At 58.4% G+C, this 18177-nt stretch carries 17 protein-coding genes; 13 read left to right on the forward strand and 4 right to left on the reverse strand.

The window, feature by feature from the left end; translation table 11 throughout:
- Positions 1 to 7: 7 nt before the first annotated feature.
- Together gatC and aspS are read right to left on the reverse strand one after the other, a co-directional pair.
- A complete protein-coding gene (gatC, locus tag J9789_RS02890; RefSeq protein ID WP_209342099.1) occupies positions 8 to 295 on the reverse strand; it encodes an Asp-tRNA(Asn)/Glu-tRNA(Gln) amidotransferase subunit GatC in 288 nt (95 codons plus the stop codon).
- A gap of 12 nt (positions 296 to 307) precedes the next feature.
- Positions 308 to 1606 (reverse strand): aspartate--tRNA(Asn) ligase, encoded by a 1299-nt coding sequence (gene aspS, locus J9789_RS02895; RefSeq protein WP_209342109.1) that lies wholly within the window; start codon positions 1604 to 1606, stop codon positions 308 to 310.
- Between the two features lie 415 nt (positions 1607 to 2021).
- Between aspS and J9789_RS02900 the strand changes: the two genes are divergently transcribed.
- Entirely contained in the window at positions 2022 to 2591 is a 570-nt protein-coding gene (locus J9789_RS02900; RefSeq protein ID WP_209342111.1) for a uracil-DNA glycosylase, read from the forward strand.
- 120 nt (positions 2592 to 2711) lie between these two features.
- Here J9789_RS02900 and J9789_RS02905 read toward each other — a convergent pair whose 3' ends face one another.
- Together J9789_RS02905 and J9789_RS02910 are read right to left on the reverse strand one after the other, a co-directional pair.
- Entirely contained in the window at positions 2712 to 3164 is a 453-nt protein-coding gene (locus J9789_RS02905) for a hypothetical protein (RefSeq protein WP_209342113.1), read from the reverse strand.
- A 117-nt stretch (positions 3165 to 3281) separates the two neighbouring features.
- Positions 3282 to 4562 carry an L-serine ammonia-lyase, iron-sulfur-dependent, subunit alpha gene (locus tag J9789_RS02910; protein WP_209342115.1) on the reverse strand — a complete coding sequence of 427 codons (1281 nt, stop codon included), beginning with the start codon at positions 4560 to 4562 and terminating at the stop codon, positions 3282 to 3284.
- A 97-nt stretch (positions 4563 to 4659) separates the two neighbouring features.
- Here J9789_RS02910 and J9789_RS02915 point away from each other — a divergent pair, with 97 nt between their 5' ends.
- The 12 genes from J9789_RS02915 to J9789_RS02970 all read left to right on the forward strand — a co-directional run bounded on the left by J9789_RS02915 (position 4660) and on the right by J9789_RS02970 (position 18144).
- Positions 4660 to 5022: a hypothetical protein gene (locus J9789_RS02915; RefSeq protein WP_209342117.1), complete on the forward strand. Its 363-nt coding sequence runs from the start codon at positions 4660 to 4662 to the stop codon at positions 5020 to 5022.
- Positions 5023 to 5072: 50 nt separating this feature from the next.
- On the forward strand, positions 5073 to 6419 hold the full coding sequence (locus J9789_RS02920; RefSeq protein WP_209342119.1) for a transglutaminase-like domain-containing protein: 1347 nt from the start codon (positions 5073 to 5075) through the stop codon (positions 6417 to 6419).
- Between the two features lie 231 nt (positions 6420 to 6650).
- Complete coding sequence (locus tag J9789_RS02925) at positions 6651 to 7823, forward strand: hypothetical protein (protein WP_209342121.1); 1173 nt, start codon at positions 6651 to 6653, stop codon at positions 7821 to 7823.
- Between the two features lie 22 nt (positions 7824 to 7845).
- Complete coding sequence (locus J9789_RS02930; RefSeq protein ID WP_209342123.1) at positions 7846 to 8892, forward strand: SPFH domain-containing protein; 1047 nt, start codon at positions 7846 to 7848, stop codon at positions 8890 to 8892.
- Positions 8893 to 9104: 212 nt separating this feature from the next.
- Positions 9105 to 10148 carry an ROK family transcriptional regulator gene (locus J9789_RS02935; protein WP_209342125.1) on the forward strand — a complete coding sequence of 348 codons (1044 nt, stop codon included), beginning with the start codon at positions 9105 to 9107 and terminating at the stop codon, positions 10146 to 10148.
- The gene (locus J9789_RS02940) at positions 10145 to 11185 is read left to right on the forward strand and encodes an ABC transporter permease (RefSeq protein ID WP_209342127.1); all 1041 of its coding nucleotides are present in this window, start codon (positions 10145 to 10147) and stop codon (positions 11183 to 11185) included. The genes J9789_RS02935 and J9789_RS02940 overlap by 4 nt, the downstream gene beginning before the upstream one ends.
- A gap of 4 nt (positions 11186 to 11189) precedes the next feature.
- Positions 11190 to 12083 (forward strand): ABC transporter permease, encoded by an 894-nt coding sequence (locus J9789_RS02945; RefSeq protein ID WP_209342129.1) that lies wholly within the window; start codon positions 11190 to 11192, stop codon positions 12081 to 12083.
- Between the two features lie 13 nt (positions 12084 to 12096).
- Complete coding sequence (locus tag J9789_RS02950) at positions 12097 to 13119, forward strand: ABC transporter ATP-binding protein (RefSeq protein WP_348633619.1); 1023 nt, start codon at positions 12097 to 12099, stop codon at positions 13117 to 13119.
- Positions 13112 to 14101 (forward strand): ABC transporter ATP-binding protein, encoded by a 990-nt coding sequence (locus J9789_RS02955; RefSeq protein ID WP_209342131.1) that lies wholly within the window; start codon positions 13112 to 13114, stop codon positions 14099 to 14101. The genes J9789_RS02950 and J9789_RS02955 overlap by 8 nt, the downstream gene beginning before the upstream one ends.
- Positions 14098 to 14283 carry an LPXTG cell wall anchor domain-containing protein gene (locus J9789_RS02960; RefSeq protein WP_209342133.1) on the forward strand — a complete coding sequence of 62 codons (186 nt, stop codon included), beginning with the start codon at positions 14098 to 14100 and terminating at the stop codon, positions 14281 to 14283. Before J9789_RS02955 ends, J9789_RS02960 begins: the two co-directional genes overlap by 4 nt.
- A 45-nt stretch (positions 14284 to 14328) precedes the next feature.
- The gene (locus J9789_RS02965) at positions 14329 to 16104 is read left to right on the forward strand and encodes an ABC transporter substrate-binding protein (protein WP_209342135.1); all 1776 of its coding nucleotides are present in this window, start codon (positions 14329 to 14331) and stop codon (positions 16102 to 16104) included.
- Positions 16105 to 16167: 63 nt separating this feature from the next.
- Complete coding sequence (locus tag J9789_RS02970) at positions 16168 to 18144, forward strand: glycoside hydrolase family 20 zincin-like fold domain-containing protein (protein ID WP_209342136.1); 1977 nt, start codon at positions 16168 to 16170, stop codon at positions 18142 to 18144.
- The last annotated feature ends 33 nt before the right edge of the window (positions 18145 to 18177 follow it).

The raw sequence follows: 18177 nt of genomic DNA on the forward strand, positions 1-18177 counted from the left end.
TTCCACCTCACTCTACCGCCTTGGGGACCAGGAAGGTCTCGCCATCCCCAGCGGGAGACCCGGCCAGCAGGGTCTCCCGATCGTAGGACGAGACCACCTCGTCGGAGCGCAGCACGTTTTTCAGGGGGAAAATGTGGCTCAGGGGCTCCACATCGGTGGTATCCAGGGTGTTGAGTACATCCATATAGGCCACAATGCGCTCCAGCTCCGCCGTCATGGCGGGTTTCTCCTCCGCCGGCAGCTGGAGCCGGGAGAGCTGGGAGATATAGTCGACCATATCCTCGGTAATTTTCATATTCAATCCTCCTTAAGGCTCAAGCCGGGTGCGGTCTCTGGGGAACAGACAGGCCCGGCGGACGTTGTCCAGGCCGCACAGCTGCATGGTCAGCCGCTCCAGGCCAATGCCCAGGCCGCCGTGGGGGGGCATGCCGTGCTTGTGGATCATGAGATAGCTTTCAAACTCCGCCGGGTCCATATCCCGGGCCTCCATCTTGGCTACCTGGGCGGCGTAGTCGTGAATACGCTGGCCGCCGGTGGTTACCTCCAACCCCCGGAACAGCAGGTCGAAGGACAGGGTGAAGCGGGGATCATCGGGGTCGTCCATGGCGTAGAAGGGGCGCTTCTTGCTGGGGTAGTGGGTGACGAACACGAAGTCGCTGCCCCACTCCTCCTTGGCATACTTGCCGATGGCATGCTCCTCCTCCGGCTCCAGGTCGAAGGGGTCCCGGATCTGATAGCCGTACTTCTCGGCCGCCAGCCGCTTGATCTCGTCGAAGCGGACGGCGGGAATTTTGGAGGCGTCGGGCGGCTCCACCCCCAGCAGAGCCAACTCGGCGGAGTATTCCGCTTTCAGCAGTTCCATCAGGTGCTGAAGGAAGCCCTGCTCCATCTCCATGATCTCGGTAAAGGACTGGATATAGCCCATCTCGAAGTCCAGGGAGGTGTACTCGTTCAGGTGGCGCTGGGTGGAGTGCTTCTCCGCCCGGAACACGGGGGCCACCTCGTACACCCGCTCAAAGACGCCTACCATGGTCTGCTTGTAGAACTGGGGGGACTGAGCCAGGAAGGCCTTCTTGCCAAAGTAGTCCAGGCGGAAGATGTTGGACCCGCCCTCGGCTCCGGCGTGGACGATCTTGGGGGTGTGGATCTCGGTAAAGCCCTCGCCCTGGAGGTAGTCCCGGAAGGCCCGGCCGATGGCGGCCTGGATGCGGAACACTGCCCGCTCCTTGGGAGCTCTCAGCACCACTGGCCGCAGGCCCAGCTCGGTGTCCAGGTTCAGGTCCAGCTTCTTCTTAGACAGCGGTACCGGCAGGGGAGCGGCGGGGCGGGACAGCACGGTGAGGGTGGCGTCGGTCAGCTCTTTTCCGCCGGGGGCACGGGGTTCGATGCGCCACATACCGGAGGCAGTGATCGCACACTCCTCGGTGGCTCCGTCCAGGGCGTCCTTTTGGGTGCACACGCACTGGACCAAGCCGGAGCGGGTGCGCAGGGTAACGAAGGTGATGCCGCCCATATCCCGCAGGGCATGGACTGCGCCGTGGATGGTGAGGGGCTGGTTATTCCGGCCCTCCACCGCTTTGTCGATTTGTTTTGCCAGGAATACCATACCGTTCACAACCTTTCTTGTCTGAAAAAATAAAAAAGTCCCGAAGTCGTACAATACGACTTCGGGACGGAATAAACTCCGCGGTACCACCCAAAATTGCGCCGTCGTGTGCAACGGACGCCACTCGGAACCCTTAACGCGGGTGAGACGGGCGGCCCTACCTCCCAAACAGGACTCGATGCGCCGGCTCAAAAGTGTTGCGCCATCCCATCCTGCCGGACCGGGCTCTCAGTCGGTGACCCGGATTCTCTGTCAGCTCTCACGGGCGGCGGTCTTTGTCGCAGCCTTTATGGGCGTAGTATATGCGCTTTTGCGTGGAAAAGCAACTGTGAATTTTGACAAAATCTACCCTAGGCAAAGGGAAGTGCCCTGTGTTACAATGGGGAAAACCAGCGAAGAAAGGGGGTAGGACGGTGTGAAAAACTGGGAAGAGCTCTATGCGGAATGTATGGATTGCCGCAAGTGCGGCCTGGCCGATACCCGGCACAATGTGGTCTTTGGCGAGGGCGCCCGGGACGCGGAGGTCATGTTCATCGGCGAGGGCCCCGGTGAGCAGGAGGACTTGACCGGCCGTCCCTTTGTGGGCCGTGCGGGCCAGCTGCTGGACGATATGCTCACTATGATCGACCTCCGACGGGACAAGGTTTTTATCGGCAACATGGTCAAGTGCCGTCCGCCGGGAAACCGGGACCCGCTGAACATTGAGCAGGAGGCCTGCATCGGCTATCTGCGCAATCAGGTGGCTCTCATCCGGCCCAAGATCATCGTCTGTCTGGGCCGCATCGCCGCTATCCGGCTGATGAAGGACGACTTCAAAATCACCCGGGAGCACGGCCAGTGGATGGAGAAAGCGGGGGTGTGGATGATGGCCATGTTCCATCCCTCCGCCCTGCTGCGGGACCCCTCCAAGCGGCCGGAGAGCTTTGTGGACTTAAAGACCCTCCAGGCCAAGATCCGGGAGGTCTGTACCCACACCTATGACTGAAAATCGGGACCTGCCTGGGGCAGGTCCCGATTTTTTTGAGCCATTTTGTAACCTGAGGGGTGCTGCCCGGAATGTGATGCGGGGGACTGGTATTGGGTGATAACGACATCCGCATTAGGATTATCTTTCGCTATCTTGCTTACACAGTTCCAAATATTCATTCCGGCAAAAAGCATAGTATTGCATGTAGAAAGAATTTTCATTGATATCTTCTTGCGTAACGCCTTGGGCAAGAACAAGTTCCAGATGCAGTCTGCTGCTATTTGATAAAATATAGCCAGTCTTCTTCTCGAAAATAACATAGACAAAGCTTTCATGTGAAGTGCTGAGTACATAATTATATTTTCTATTATCCGCAACTTTTTTGAGCCTATAGCAAATAAACTCTAACTCATTTCGATCCGCTTGCACCCTCTGGTTTGTGATAGCATTGACTGCATTATACACAAGGTGTTCTATGAAAGACTTGGAAAAAGCAGAGAGGCTGATTGGTGTCACAACAGCGTGTTCATGCAGCCAGGCAGAAAGCTGATTCACATCTTTTTGGGGGGTAACGACTTCATCAAATTCCATATGATTTCCCCATTTAGCCAATGATTTCTACATCTGCAATCCGTTCACTAGCCGAGGCTCATACCAGACGGGCCGGACGTTGAAAACAAAACCCGCGCCGTTTTTTCTGCAAAGGAATCAGCAAGGCTCCCGGGTCATCATGTTCAGGATCACATGGTCGGTCTCCCGCATGCCCTGGCGGCCCAACTCACCCACGTTCTGGATGGTGTGCTCCACGCCGTCGCTGATGATGCCGTCGCCGGTACGGAACTCCTGGCCGTTCTGGTACATCTGGTAGCCGAAGATACCGGCCTCCACCGCCATGCTGATCTTGGCGGCGCAGCTGGACTTGGCACCGTCGCACACCACGCCGGAGTGGAAGGCCAGGGCGTTGACGATGGTGTGCTTCACCTGGTCGTAGCCGCCCCCCAGCAGGTAGCAGATACCGGCACCCGCGCCCGCTCCGGCGCTCACGGCCCCGCAGAAGGCGGACAGGCGGCCAATGTAGGTCTTCTGGTGGATGGTGCACAGATCGGAGACCGCCAGCGCCCGGTACATCCGCTCCTCCGGAATGCCCAGGGAGCGGGCGTACTCGATGACGGGCACCGAGGCGGTGATGCCCTGGTTGCCGCTGCCGGACACGATGACTACCGGCATCTCACAGCCGTTCATCCGGGCGTCGGAACCGGCGGCCGCCTTGGCCCGGGCCCGCCGCTCCAGGGAGGCCTCGGTGCTCATGAGCACCTTGCCCACGTTGGCGCCGTAGGCGTGGAGGAGGCCCTCCTCCGCAATGGCCATGTTGTATTGGATCTGGGGATCCAGCAGGGGGCGCAGGTCGTCCACATCCACGCTGTCGGCAAAGTCCACAATACCCTGAATGGAGAGAATAGACCGGTCGGTGAGGGCGGTCTCCTGCTCCCCCTCCACCGGCAGTTCGATCTCTTTCACGCCGTCCTTTTCCAGCAGCACGATATTGGTGTGGTAGTTGGCGATGCGCAGGGTGACGGTGTGGCCGCCGCCGGTGAGGGTGACGGTGTAGTCAAAGGTCAGGGGCGTATCGGCCAGCTGGACCTGAACGGTGTGGGACTGGAGGAAGGCGGTCATCTCGGCCTTCTGCTCTTCGGTCACCACGGAAATGACCTCCAGGACTTTATCCGGGTCACCGGCTACCAGACCGGCGGTAACGGCGGCGGGGATTCCCTTGAGGCCGCCGGTGTTGGGGACAATGACGCTCTTCACGTTTTTCACCAGGTTGCCGCTGACCTGTACGGAGACCGTATCGGGGAGACAGCCCAGAGACCGGCGGGCCACCGCCGCGCCGTAGGCCAGGGCAATGGGCTCGGTACAGCCCATGGCGGGCACCAGCTCTTCCCGCAGGATCTGCAGGTACGCCTGATAGTGAGGATGGGATTTATCCATTTAAATTCCTTCTTTCCGCATTGGTACAGGGAGATAGAGCACATTTTATTGATACTCTTATGATACCGAAGGACCCGCGGATTGTAAAGAGGGATGGTTGCGCCGGGACGGCGGGACGTGGTACAATTATGGCAAGAGCGAGGTGAGCGCATTGTTTGACCATGAGTTTGACTGGGAAGAGGACGAGGAGACCGCGCTGCTGGAGGAAGCCACAGGCTTTGCCATTCTGGATGCGGAGGACGAGGACAACGGCGAGACCCTGCGGGTGCTGGAGCGCCAGGTGAGCACTCTGGAGGTGCAGCTGGAGAACCTGCAGGACAGCCTGGAGGAACTGGAGGAAGAACAGCCGGAGAGCTCTGAAACGCTTCGGCGGAGGGCCCGCATAGAAGCGGAGATCGAGGGCCTGACGGCCCGCATCCAGGAACTGGAGGCCCAGATCGACCTGATCAACGGCATTTGAATAAAATCACCCTGCATGAAAAACAGGGCTGCAAAAAGGAGGCTGGGCCTATGAACCGCAACGAGGCCTTTCTGCATTTGAACGATCCGCTACCCGCCGATATTGCCCGGCGGAAGGACATGGGGGATCTGACCGGCGCTATTCGGCTCATTGATCAGCGGCTGGAGCAGTGCCGCCAGCCCCTGCTGGCTCCCCGACTGGAGGCAGAGCGGCTGCGGCTGAGCCGCCTGCCCGGGGACTATCCCTATTCCCGAAAAGAGGCCCTGGCCATGATCCGGGCCGAGTGGCCCCAGTGCACCGAGGATCAGTTTGACGCCCTGGTGGACGGCGGGCGCATCGACTGGCGGATGATCGACGGGGAGCTGCGCTGTCACGAGCGGTTTTTGGAGTCCCTGCGCATCTATCCCAAGGAGGCGCCCGGGCTCAAGCAGGAGGAAACGGACAACACCCTGCGGGACCAGGTTCTGGCCCGGATGGAGGAAGCGGGGGAGCTGACCGCCCGTATTACCCTGCGGGCCAGCATCCGTGCGCTGGTTCCCGTGGAAGGCCGGGAGGTACAGGCCTGGCTGCCCATTCCGGCAGCCTGCCCCCAGCAGAGTGAGATCCGCATCCTGGAATGTACCCCCGGCGGCGTGGCCGCGCCGGAGCATGCTCCCCAGCGCACCATGTGGTGGCGCACCCAGGGGATGGATCGGTTTACCGTGACCTATAGCTACTTGTTCCGTGCCCGGTATGTGGACCCCAGGACCCTCCCCCTGGACCCGGTCCAGCCCACCTTTGACCTGGAGGAGCAGGCCCCCCACATCGTATTTACCCCTTACCTGCGGGCTCTGGCAGCGGAGATCTGCCGAGGATGCTCCACCCCGGCGGAGAAGGCTCGGGCCATCTACGACTATGTAACCGGCCAGGTGGATTACCGCTACCAACCCGCCTATTTGCAGCTGGACTGCATTGCCGACCAGTGTGCCAAGACCCTGCGGGGAGACTGCGGCGTCTTTGCCCTGCTGTTCATTACCCTGTGCCGGATCGCGGGCATTCCCGCCCGGTGGCAGAGCGGACTGGCGGTGCGGCCGGATGGCGTAGGTCCCCACGACTGGGCCATGTTCTATTTGGCCCCCCACGGATGGCTGTGGGCGGACTGCTCCTATGGCTCCTCCGCCCGGCGTAACATGGAGAATGTCCGCCGCCGCCACTACTTCGGCAGCCTGGACCCCTGGCGCATGGTGGCCAACTCTGCCTTCCAGGCCCCTCTGACGCCCCCTATGTCCGGTTGGCGGCAGGACCCCTACGACAATCAGGTGGGGGAGCTGATGGTGGACGGCCGGGGGCTGGATGCCCCGGAGCGGGAGTGGTCCCAGGAGCTGCTGGACTTTACCCTGCTGGAGCAGGAAGACTGAACGATTGGCCTGTATCTGGAAGGACAGCGCAATTCCGGAATTGTACGAAGCAAACGAATTGGAAGATGAATACAAAAAAGGCGCGATTCGCAAGAATTGCGCCTTTTTTGTATCGAAAATCAAATGATCTGCAAGGAATGTCAAGTCTTGCTGTGCAATCCGCGCTGTGATAAAATGAGGGACAAGACGGTCCGCCTACAGGCAGAAGGACTTGATGAAAGAAGGGACAAAATGAGCACGGAATGTCAGGAAAAAGCCGAGCGGCAGTTGTGTGCCAACTGCGGCGTCACCATTAAGTGGAACATTGCAAAACAACAGCTGGAGTGCGCCTCCTGCCGGACGCCCTATGTGCCGGAGACCACCGTGGAGCGGGTGGAGGAGCACGACTTTGACGGATATGTCCAGCGGGAAGGGGAACGGGTCTCCTTTCCGGAGGATACCACCATCGTGTGCGGCGGCTGCGGCGCACGGATCGCGGTGGATGAGTTCTGCACCGCCACGGTGTGTCCCATGTGCGGCTCCACCCAACTGCTGGAGGAGCGGCAGGAGGCCGGTGTGCCGCCGGACGGGCTCATTCCCTTCCGCGTAGACCGGGAGACAGCCCAGCAGAACTTCTCCCGCTGGGTGAAAAGCCGCTGGTTTGCACCCAACCAGCTGAAGCGGGCCTGCCAGGGAGGCAAGCTCCAGGGGGTCTATCTGCCCTTCTGGACCTTCGACGCGGAGGTGACCACCGACTATCGAGGGCAGGGCGGCAATACCCACACCTACCGGGACAGCAAGGGCAACACCCACAGCAAAATCAACTGGCGGCCGGTCCGGGGCACGGTGGGCGGACGCTACGACGACCTCCAGGTGTGCGCTGCTCTCAATACCGCCAGCCAGGTGGTGGAGAAGGTGCTGCCCTACAACACCTGCGAGAACACGGTGCCCTTCTCCCACAGCTATCTGTCCGGGTTCCTGGCGGAGCACTACGCCATTCCGGCTACCCAGGCGGTGGAGACAGCCAAGTCGCAGATCCGGGACGGACAGATCCATGAGGCGGAACAAGATATCCGCAGTCATGGCTTCAGCCACACCAGAGTGGATGATATCAACATTACCTATCACAGTGTGACCTACAAGCATGTTCTGCTGCCCGCATGGACCTCTGCCTTCACTTACAACGGCAAGCAGTATATCTACATCGTCAATGGTGAGAGCGGCAAGGTGGGCGGACAGCGGCCCTACAGCATTCCCAAGATCGCGGCGGCGGTGGCTGTGGGCGTGGCGGCTGCGGCGGCACTGATGTTTTTCTTCGAGGGAAGACAGACATCCTCTGCGCCTCACATGGACGGAGCAGAGCCGCCCCAGGCGGTGGTGTGTCAGGCGGAATCCCCCTGGCAGACCTGGGACCAACAGTTTTGAGAATGAGAAAGGATGAGCTGCCATGGCATGGTTTGGCCAGGGAAAAGATACCATTGAATGGGAAGAGACCAGAGACGACCTGCTGTTTTACAAGTGGCCCGCCAAGGAGATCAAGCGTGGCTCCCGGCTGGTCCTCCGGCCGGGACAGAAGGCCATCTTCTACTCCGACGGCATCGTAGGCGCGGTCTTTGAAAATCCGGGCAACTTTGATATTTATACCGACATCGTACCCTTCTTCTCTGCCCTGCAGGGCTGGTTCTCCCTGCGGGGGGACAGCGGCATGCGGGCGGAGGTCTACTTTGTCAATGCCAAGGAAATGACCCTGCCATGGGGCACCCGGCAGCGGATCATGATTCCCACCCCTGAGGTGCCTGCCGGCATTCCGGTGGGCTGCAATGGCAACCTGATCCTGGAGTTCCGGGATTATCAGACCTTTATCAACAAGGTGGCTGGAGTCCGGGAGACCTATTCCCTGGAGGATGTGGCCGACCGGATCATGGGCGAGCTGAACCCGGTGGTGGCCGAGGCCATTTTGAAGGGTGAGCGGCAGATGGGTCTGAACGCCCTCATCAGCCTGCAGCAGAATAGCCGGGCTTTGGGCAAGGCCATCCAGGCGGAGCTGGACAAGGAACTCAGCGAGTTTGGCCTGGGTGTGGCCGACGTGAATATCCTCGCCTTCAATTATCCGCCCGAGGTCCAGAAGATGGCGGAAAAGGCGGCCGCTCAGTCCTTTGTGACCGATGTAGGCAAGTATACCGCCATCAGCATGGCGGACAGCATGGGTGTGCCCGGCAGCGCGGGTTCCGCCGCCGCCTCTGGAATGGGCATGGCCATGGGGATGCAGATGGCGGGCCAGATGATGGGCCAGGCTGCCCAGCCCCAGCAGGCGGCCTGTGTCTGCGGCTCCTGCGGCTATGCCAGCCCCACCGTTGTCCGCTTCTGCCCCCAGTGCGGCAAGCCCATGGGACAGCCTCAGCCGACTGCGCCGGCAGGGGACCGGTTCTGCCCCAATTGCCGCAAAATGGTGAGCGGAAAGTTTTGCCCAGACTGTGGTACGCCTACCGTATAACGGCGTTGATCCAACCGAATAAGGAAAAGTCCAGGGAATATGCGTTCCCTGGGCTTTTTTTGCCCTTTGGTAGCAAAGTGCACAAAAACCACCCGGTCAAAAATCTCTTTTTAAAAGAGTTGACAAGGGGAAATGTCTGTGATATATTTTGTTCATAGTTTGAACGAATAAAATGCGGCTGTACCAAATGCGGAAGGATAGGGGGAACTAAGATGAATAAACGCACAGAAAAAAGACAAAACTTGGCACAGCTTCTGGCGGTGCTGCGGCGATATGGTCCCCTGACGCAGGCACGTATCAAAGAGTACTGCGGACTTCAGGCATCTACCGTGTCCTATCTGGTAAATGACCTGAAAAGTGTGGATCTGATTCGCACGGTGGGGCAGGAACTTCAGGAGGGCAAGGTAGGAAAGCCTGGAAATGTGATCTGCCTCAACAACGAGCATGCGTCTTTTCTCGGGCTCTATGTGGAGGACGACTGGATCGACACGTACCGCATTGGTATTGATGGGACCACCCTGAGTGCCGCCCATGTAGACTTTGACGGACAGTCTGTCAAAGAAGCGGTGATCAGTGCGGTGGCCTCTGAGCTGGAGCAGTTTCCGCAGATCAAGGGCGTGGGCATTGCCATCAAGGGCATTGTTCGCCGGGACGGCACCATTAAGTCCGGCTGGCGCCATGGCAGCGGCACCGAAAAGTCTTTCTGGAATTTTACAGGGCTGCAGGAAGCGCTGACGCAGGCATTTCCGCATATCCCCATAATCGTGGAGAACGATGCCAACTGTGCCGCTGAGCTGTACCACTATAACGTCCGGCGGGAACAGAAAGATCTGGTGCTCTATCTGCTGAACCAGATCCCCTTCGGCATTGGTTGCGGCCTGCTTCTGAACGGTTCCATATACCGTGGCAGCGCAGGGGCTGCCGGTGAAATTTTTGAGAAGGGTGCAAAATTTATCGAGTATGCCGACCAACTGAAGCGGGGCGAGGCCTCGGCGGAGCAGTTCCTGCCGGCCATCATTCCCCACATGATGGAAACGGCATATTTGCTGGACCCGGAGTGCATTGTGCTGGCGGGCAGCTATCTGAACGACCGTACACCTGAAGAGCTGGAAAAGCTGAAAACATTGTGGGACAGCGTACCGGTGCCGGTGGTGATTGCCGGCGGCGATGCGCGTCTGGACCCGGCAAAGGGGGCTGCGCTCCTTGTGACGGACAAGTATATAGAGGCCACCATCGAGGAGGTAATGCAGGGATGAAGCCCAAGGCAACAGCGATCTATTTGCTCCAAAGACTATTGAAAATGCTTGTGACGGTATGGGTGGTCATGACCATTATCTTTTTCCTGGTCCGCCTGATGCCGTCCAATCCAGTGGACCGCTATATCGAAGATCAGATGGTCCAGTACGGTATGACCTATGAAGACGCGAAAACAAGGGCGTCCTTCCTCTTCGATATGGACCTGGACCAGCCTCTGAGCGCACAGTATTTTGAGTATCTGGGCAAGGCGGTTCGGCTGGATTTCGGAGAATCGCTGCTGTCTCCCGGTGTTCCGGTGATGCAGATTATCGCATCGCGACTCCCATGGACGTTGTTTACCGTAGGTTCCGGTCTGCTGCTCTCCTTTGTGGTGGGCATTGTGATCGGTACCATTATGGCCTTCAAACGGGACAAGTGGTATGAGCCCCTGGTGACCGGCTTTGCCTCATTCCTCAGTGCCATACCGGACTTCCTGCTGGCCATTTTCCTGCTGCTGTTTTTCGGTGTGTTCACCTGGGGCGGCAGCACCCTGATCCCCATCCAGATGCTGCGGGGCAACTACAGCATGGGCGTGGTTCCGGGGTGGAACCTGGCGTTCATTCAGGATGTGTTCCTCCATGCGCTGATCCCCATTCTTACCTATATGTTGTCGCAGCTGGGCGTTTGGATCCTGCTGATGAAGGGCTGCACCACCAGCTGCCTGAACACAGACTATGTAACCATGGCAAAAATCCGGGGCCTTCCGCCGGGAAAGATCCTCTTTTCCTATATTGGCCGCAATGCCATGCTCCCCATTGTGACGGAGTTTGCCATGCGTCTGGGCCTCATCGTGGGCGGCGCGCTGATTATTGAGCAGCTGTTCGTCTACCAGGGCATTGGCCTGGAACTGCTGAACGCTACCAACGGACGTGACTATCCCTTGATGCAGGGCGTATTCCTGATTATGAGCATCGCAATCGTGCTGTGCAATTTCCTTGCCGAAGTGTTTTATGTGGTCCTTGACCCCAGAATCAAGGGCCAGAAGAAAGGCGGCTGATCCTATGGCAAAAAAAGAGGCCCCCTATATTACCCTGTCGCAATCCAGCCGGTTCAAGAAAACACTGGCACAGATGCGGTTTGCGATTCTGCATGACAAAGCTGGTTTTGCTGGCTTTTGTATTCTGACGGCCATCATTATTCTCTCCATTGTGGCTCCCGTTGTGTTCCCGCTGGACGTAATGTCCGATCCGTCTCAAATCATGCAGGGACCCAGCTCCGCGCATATACTGGGTACCGACTATCTGGGCCGGGACATCTGGGCGCAGATTGCCAACGGCGGCAGAGAGCTGCTGGTGTTCGGTCTCATCGCGGCGACCATCGGTATGGTGATGGGTGTGCTGCTTGGCGCATTCTCTGCCATCATTGGCGGTGTTTTTGATGAAGTGCTCAGCTTCCTGGCTGATGTGTGGCTGTCCATTCCCCGTTTCCCCCTTCTGGTGGTGCTCTCCGGTTTTGTGAAGCTGGACAGTCTCACGCTGGCTGTGGTGCTGGGTATCCTGTCCTGGGCCGGCCTGTACCGCACCATCCGCGCGGAGGTATTCTCCCTGCGGGAGCGGGAATTTATTGAGGCTGCCTTCATGCAGGACCTGGGCCTGGGCCACATTATTCTAAAGGAGATCCTCCCCAATCTGATGGGCTTCATCATCGTAAACTTCACCCTTTTGATGCGGGCGTCCATCTACTCCCAGGTGGGCCTGGTATTCCTGGGGCTGCTGCCTCTGGAGCAGAACTGGGGCGTCATGATCAACCAGGCCTGGACCCAGGGCGCGATCTACAACCCCAACTCCATTTGGTATATCCTGGCGCCTACCATTATGATCTGTCTGCTGATCATCTCCCTGGTCTGGGCAGGCAAGGCGCTGGAAGACGTATTCAACCCGTCCCTGAGAAAATAAGGAGGCATGGACCGTGGAACACCAAACCCAAACGATAGCTCCGCTCTTCCAGGTGGAAAACGTATCCATCGCCTACAAGACAAAGCGCGGACCGCTGCAGGCGGTCAAGGGCGCGTCGTTTTCCATCGGCGACCAGGAAGCTGTGGCGCTGATTGGAGAATCGGGATGCGGCAAGACGACCCTTGCCACATCCATTGTCCGGGCCCTTCCCAATGCGGCTTCCGTAACGGAAGGCAAGATGCTGTTCCGGCAAGCGGACGGTACCTGCTGCAACATCCTGGATCTGAGTCAGAAGGAACTGCGAAAAATCCTGTGGGAGCAGATCTCCATGGTATTTCAGGCTTCCCAGAGTTCCTTCAATCCGGTTAAGCGGATCAAGACCCAGTTTATCGACACAGTAAAGGCGCATAAGCCGGGCAAAAGCCGCGAGGAGATTATGGAGCGGGCCCGTGAGCTGCTGCGTATTGTGATGCTGGATCCGGACAAGGTGCTGGAATCCTATCCCCACGAAATCTCCGGCGGTATGAAGCAGCGGACTCTGATCGCCCTTTCACTTCTGCTGGAGCCCAGACTGATTATCCTGGACGAGCCCACCACGGCGCTGGATCTACTGACCCAGGAGAAGATCCTGAAACTGCTCAACGAGCTGAAGAAACAGTTTGGCTTCAGTCTGCTGTTCATTACCCACGATCTGGGCATCGTATCGGAGCTTGCGGATTCTGTGGTGACCATGTATGCCGGCAGAGTGGTGGAGCGGGCCCCGGTGGCGGAGTTTTTCAATCATCCCCGCCATCCGTACAGCAAGGGACTGATCAACGCCATTCCCAGACTTACCATGGACAGCAGTGAGCTGTACTCCATCCCGGGCAGCCCGCCCGACATGATCGACGCTGCGCCCGGCTGTCCCTTTGCACCCCGCTGCGGCCACTGCGTCCAGAAGTGCCGGGAAGAGATGCCGCCGCTGGAGTGTGTGGGCGAAGACGGGCACGTCTGCGCCTGCTGGAATCCGATGATGGGAGGGACAGAACATGAGTGAACTGATTCGCCTGACGGGCCTTGGAAAGTCCTTTCCTCAGAAATTTGGCAATGCGGTGACCATCCTTCAGGATATCGACCTGACCATCGGCCAGGGTGAGACCGTATGTGTGCTGGGTGAGTCCGGCTGCGGAAAGACCACTCTGGGAAAGATCATTGCCGGGCTGAGCAGCTATACGGCGGGCTCCTATCAGTTTGAAGGGCAGGAGGTCTCTCAGCTGAAAGGGGAGAGCTGGAAGAAATTCCGCAGCAGCGTGCAGCTGATCCACCAGAACCCCTATGAGTCGCTGAATCCGGCGCTGATGGTCTTTGACATCATCGCCAACCCCATCCGCCGCCACCAGAAGATCAAGAACATGGATGTGCTCTATCAGAAGGTCACCGAGCTGCTTGAGACCGTTGGCCTCACTCCGGTGGAGGATTTTGTGGACAAATATCCCAGCTTTTTGTCCGGCGGCCAGCGGCAGCGAGTATCCATTGCGCGGATTCTGGCCATGGACCCCAAGCTCATCGTGGTGGACGAGGCCACAAGTATGATCGACACCTCCCTGCGCATCAGCCTCCTGGGTACCCTGAAGCGGATCCAGGAGGAGCGCAACGTATCCTATTTCTTCATCACCCATGACCTGGCGCTGGGACGGTATTTTGCCCGTGGCCAGCGGGTCTCCATCATGTATTTGGGACGAGCAGTGGAAGAGGCACCGACGGATGAACTGGTCAGTGCCCCCAAGCATCCCTATACCAAAGCGATCCTTTCTGCGGCTGTGGGCAGCAGCGACATCCTGGAGCGTTACCAGGGTGAGCGGTATACCCTCCAGGGGACTGATATTCCCTCCTTCCAGCACCTGCCCACCGGATGCGCCCTGCATCCCAGATGTCCGCAGAAAATAGCCGGACTGTGCGACTGTGAGCTGCCTCCCCTCTATTCTGTGGGCGAGGGGCATCGGGTAGCCTGTCATCTGTACCGAGGTTCTGATGTATGACTAACTTCGCAAAATTTCTCATGGCAGTCGGTGTCGTATTTCTTGTCCTCTCTGTCTGCATGATGCAGATTACCGAGAAGGGGACGGCAGCCTATGTGATGGATGGTATTAACATCATATTGGGTCTGCTTATGATCGGCGCAGGTGCCGGATTCCTGTTTTGGAAAAGCCGTCGGAAATAAGTCTTTGTCTGATGAAAGCAATTATAAAACACGGAGGTATGAAAGATGAAACGAAGCGCCAGATCCATCCTGAGCGGTGTCCTTGCAGCTGCTATGCTGTCGGGACTCATGCTTCTCCCCGGCTGCGGGCAGAATCCGTCCAGCACGACGGACCCCAATGCATCTGCTCCCACAGGAACCGCCACTGAGCAGGCATTTGTAGGCGGCTGGCCCTATTCCACTCCGCCCACCGGCCACTACAATATGTTTGTGGCCAACGCCATTGAGCTGAAGTTTTATCGGGAGCTGCATCAGCTGCCCCTGGCCACCTACGTGGCGGAGACCGATACTTACGAGCCCATGCTGGCTGAGTCCTGGGAGGTCTCCGAGGATGGAAGTGTCTTCCGCGTGAACCTGCGCCAGGACGTGACCTGGCGCACCGGCGAGGCCTTTACCTCCAAAGATGTGTGGACCACCTTTATGATCTACCGCCTGATGGCCAATCCGGTGTGGGATTATGTGGACAAGGTGACCATGGTCTCCGACTATGAGGTGGAGTTTTCCGTAAAGACCCCCACTACGCTGCTGCTGCGGTACGTCCTGCGCAAGCCCATGGTGGACTATCTGACCTACGGCTCCTATGCGGAGCAGGTGCAGGCGCTGCTGGACGCCGGCAAGGATGAGGAATCTGCCGAGTGGAAGGAGCTGTCCAACGATTTCAGCGTCTTCCGTCCTGAGATCGTAAACGCCACCGGTCCCTACTATCTGGATCCGGCCAACGTGAACGAGTCCTGTGCCGTCCTGAAGAAGAATGAGAGCTCCTTCCTGGCCGACACCGTCAAGTTCAGTGAAGTGATCGTCTATAACGGCGACGTGGCCGATCTGACCCCGCTGGTCCTCAATGGTCAGGTGGACTTCCTGACCCACCAGTTCTCTTCCGCCACTATGGCAACCTTTGAGAGCATGGGCTATGACATGCTCCAGGTGGCCGGCGTGGATGGCATCGCGCTGTATTTCAATGAGGCGGTGGAGCCGCTTGACAAAGTGGAGGTCCGCCAGGCTCTGGCTTATGTGATTGACCGCGAGCGGGTGGGCGAGCTGGCTCTGCCCGGCGTGTCCCGGGGCACCAAGTACATCACCGGCCTGGGCGATACCATGACGGAGAATTGGGTGGACGTCAGCAAGCTCAACAACTATGAGACCGATACCGAGAAGGCCAGCCAGCTCCTGGAGAGTGCGGGCCTGACCCAGAAGGACGACGGTCAGTGGTATCTGGAGAGCGGGAAGCAGTTCACCCTGGATCTTCAGTGTCCCACTGCCTGGAGCGATGCCTCCACCGCTGCCAGCGAGATCGCCCAGCAGCTGACCACCTTCGGCATCAAGACCACCGTCAGCGGCATTGATTCCACCATGCGTCAGAACAACATCAGCAACGGCGACTATCAGATCGCCCTCTCCTTCTTCGGCACCGGTCAGCCTCACCCCGTGTTTGCCTATGAGACCCCGCTGCTGGTCAGCAACGTCAACGCCTCCAAGGGCCTGGGCTATTCCATGATCCAGGACACCGAAGCTTACGGCCAGGTGGATCTGAACCAGCTGCTCATCGATTCTACGGCGGGCTGGGATGTGGACGCTCAGAAGGAAGCGGTGGAGAAGATTGCTGTCACTGTGAATGAGACGGTGCCTTACCTCCCCATTTACACCAAGTGGTCCAAGTATATCACCAGCAACGGCATGCGCACCGACTGGGGCAGCGATGACTCGCTGTATCAGAACAGCGCCGGCGACGACAACTTCGCGGTGATCAAGATTCTCAACGGAGAGCTTGGTCCCAAGGCATAAGGAAACAAAAACCGGTTATCCGCCTGCGCAAGCAGGCGGATAACCGCTCTAAAGGTGAAAATCATGCGATCAATTCCAAACCTTAACTGGGTCAGTCAGACTGAGAAGCAGTTCCCCTGCGATGGGTTCCGCCTTTCAGCGGAGGAACCCCTTCTGAAGGCACTGTACCGGGGACTGGGAGAACTGCCCCTTCGGATGAGCGGTATCCCGCTCTCTGTCATCCAGCGGGATACCGGGTGGGAGCCGGAGGGGTACCAGCTTGCTCTGAGTCCCGCCGGGATCAGCCTGGAAAGCGCCACCCTGCGTGGTCTGCACTATGGCCTGTCCGCCCTGAAGCTGCTGCTCTTCCAGGGCAAGGGTACTCTGCCCGAGGGAACGGCCCAGGGACGGCCCCGCTTCTCCAACCGGGGTGTCTTTCTGGACGTATCCCGGGGCAAGATCCCCACAATGGACTATCTGGAGCACCTGGTGGTCTGGATGTCGGACCTGGGATACAACATCCTTCAGCTCTATTGTGAGGACAAGCTGGCTCTGAAGAAGCATCCGCTGGTAGGCTCCCTTACCGGCGTGCTGACCGAAGCGCAGATCCGGTCTTTGGATGAGCTGTGCCAGTCCTACTTTATTGAGCTCCAGCCTTGCATCCAGACCTATTCCCATATGCACGGTGTACTCCGCCTGCCCGGTTACAGCGGTCTGGCCGAGAATGAGAGCCTGTTCTCTCTGGCCGCGGGCAATGAAAGCGTCTACGACTTCCTGGAAGATGAATTTGCCGAGACGCTCCCCTGGTTTTCTTCCCATACCCTGAATATCAATATGGATGAAGCTTATGATCTGGGTACCGGCTTCAGCAAAGAGGCAGTGGAAAGCAGGGGAAAGGGGACGGTGTTTTTCGAACACATCTGCCGGGTGATTGAGATTGCCCGCCGCCACGGTGCGGAAAAGATCCTGCTTTTTGGAGACGCAGTCCACAAATATCCGGAGCTGATGGACCGGCTTCCGGAAAATGTGGCCGTGATTGACTGGAACTACAATGCGGAGGAGCATTATCCCTCCCTGCTGGAATACCCGCCTCTGGGACGGGAGTTTTGGGCCGCCGGCGGCGTCAGCACCTGGAACTCCATTTTCCCGCGGGTGTATAACTCCTATGTCAATCTTTCCGGCTATTCCGCAGGGGCAAAGCAGCTGGGGGCGGACGGCTTCCTTGTGACCGACTGGGGCGATTATGGCCACATGCAGCCTTTGGGCCTGAGTCTGTACGGGTATCTGTTCGGCGCGGTCCACACCTTCGGTCCGGCGGATCAGACGCCAGAAACCTTTGAAAAGCATGCCTGGCCGCTCATCTTCCCTGACAGTCGGGTGGCTGGTGCCTTCCGGGCTTTGATGGACTCCAATCTGGCTCCCAATATCCAGACCGGCTTCAAGACCATGACCATCTATTATTTCTTTGATGATATGCTGAATGGTTTGGCCATGCATGGCAACGAGCGCTACCCCAAGATCAGCCGGGAGGCCTTTGCGGTACTGAAGGAAAAAGGTCAACAGGCCCTGGAGCTGCTGGAGGCTACCCGGGAGGATGCGGCCCGATGGGATTACCCGGACAGCCACTGGAAAGCGCTGTTTGGAGAAAACCTGGTAAGTGAGCTGACCCTTGCGGCCAAGATGACCTGCTTTATCGCTGAGAAGGGAGAGCTGGCCTACCGCATTTTGGAGCGGCTGGACGATCCTCATTGCAGCGGCGACGAGATGCTGGATATGATCTGCCAGATCCGGGCTCAGTATCAGACATTCCAGCTGCTCCGCGATGAATTCATTACAGTGTGGATGAAGCGGGCCCGCCGCATCGGCATTGAGACCAGCCTCTCGCTGTTTGACCGGGCTGGCGCCCAGATGGGCAAAACAGCTGCATGGCTGGCGGAGCAGCGCAAGGCGTGGCTGGATCACGGAACTGCCGACGTGCCCTATACGGCAGCAGAACATTATGGAGTTCTGTGGACGTCGGACTTCCAGAACATGTGGGACCGGGCCTATCCCTGGCAGTAGCTCCCACAGGCAGTAAGTATAAAAATAGGTGAG

Origin of the sequence: Flavonifractor sp. AGMB03687, assembly GCF_017811815.1 — a bacterium.
Lineage (GTDB): Bacteria > Bacillota > Clostridia > Oscillospirales > Oscillospiraceae > Flavonifractor.